Below are 1,233 nucleotides of genomic sequence, written 5' to 3'. Positions count from 1 at the left end.
CTACTGTTTCATCAAAATTTCTACTTATCTAACTTAATTTCTGCTATCATATTATTTTTAATATTTATTAACGTTAAAGATAAATTTAACATTAAAGGCTAAAGAACACTATTTCAAAATAGCCCTTTATTATTGCATCCTACTATAAAATAAGACTCGTAGTAGATTTTCATAAAAAATAAGAGCACCCTGCAATTGGATGCTCTTATTTGATTAGAGGTTTTTTCTGAGTATTAAGTAGGACACGAAGATTTTGTCCTACTTAATACTATATGCTTGTACTTATTATTTCGTGCATGTATTAAGAACCATGTTCAGGTACTTAATATATGCATAGTCATTGCTATAAAATCTACTCAAATATTTACTGTACGATTATCATATTTATAAATTAAAAAACATCCCTAATGGATGTTTTTTATCTAACATTTTAAGCTTCCATAAACTTAGCCGGTACACCAATTTTTTCAACTACAGAAGATATATTAGTAGGATTAATCATTACATTTTCAATACATACTAATTTATTTTCTAATATCCCATTCTCTGTAGTAATAAGTTCTTTAAACCGATCTAAAGTCATTGAGAATTTATGTTCACTTCCACCATTCATACTAACTTTTACATACTTCATAGTGTCACCGCCTTTCATAATAATTTACATTTCGACAAGAAGGCGCTTACATCCTTTTTATTTACTCTTAGATTTCTCACGTTTACATATATGTTGAGAAAAGAAACTACTATTATTCACTCACAAAATTATTGCTAATAAGAAAGATAAAGATAAAAATGCACAAAGTGGAATATATAAACCGGTATCCATTCTTGCAAAGTGCGTATCTTTTTGTCGTTTAAAGATACCAAAATAGTTAAACTCACCAATCACTCTAATAGAAAAGACAATCATACAAATCCAGGAACCGACTTGAATAATAACATTAGGAACTGCAAAATGAACAATATTTGCTTGTTGCAACAAAATTATTGCTGCCATACTTAATAATAATGCAATGAACAATGTCATTCGGGCGCGAGGTGTAAACGCCTTTTCCCCTGATTTAGTTGGAATAACACTATTTGTCCCCCAATTACCTCCGAAAGCCCAATATACATGTAAAAAGCTAACTAAGAATAATATGCAAGCAGATATATATGTAATGATAAGCATTTTATCCTCCCCTTATTTTAGTTCCTATCTATAAAATATGCTATTCCCCTCCGCAATAGCAA

The 1,233-nt window shown here is 29.6% G+C and carries 2 protein-coding genes; both read right to left on the bottom strand.

The genetic code is table 11. The features are described from left to right. Positions 1 to 430: 430 nt before the first annotated feature. The gene (locus tag ABWK52_RS23880) at positions 431 to 634 is read right to left on the bottom strand and encodes a hypothetical protein (protein ID WP_000878372.1); all 204 of its coding nucleotides are present in this window, start codon (positions 632 to 634) and stop codon (positions 431 to 433) included. Positions 635 to 754: 120 nt separating this feature from the next. Next, positions 755 to 1,171 carry a DUF3995 domain-containing protein gene (locus tag ABWK52_RS23875; protein ID WP_000905575.1) on the bottom strand — a complete coding sequence of 139 codons (417 nt, stop codon included), beginning with the start codon at positions 1,169 to 1,171 and terminating at the stop codon, positions 755 to 757. Positions 1,172 to 1,233: the final 62 nt, after the last annotated feature.

It is taken from the genome of Bacillus sp. AP50 (assembly GCF_040492675.1).
GTDB classification, from domain to species: Bacteria; Bacillota; Bacilli; order Bacillales; family Bacillaceae_G; genus Bacillus_A; species Bacillus_A cereus.
The sequence above is the reverse complement of the archived record's forward strand: the minus strand, read 5'-3'. Positions and strand labels throughout refer to the sequence as shown.

Bases quoted from the DNA above. Each gene is read 5' to 3' on its own strand.
- ABWK52_RS23880 (WP_000878372.1), bottom strand. From the start codon at position 634: ATGAAGTATGTAAAAGTTAGTATGAATGGTGGAAGTGAACATAAATTC.
- ABWK52_RS23875 (WP_000905575.1), bottom strand. From the start codon at position 1,171: ATGCTTATCATTACATATATATCTGCTTGCATATTATTCTTAGTTAGC.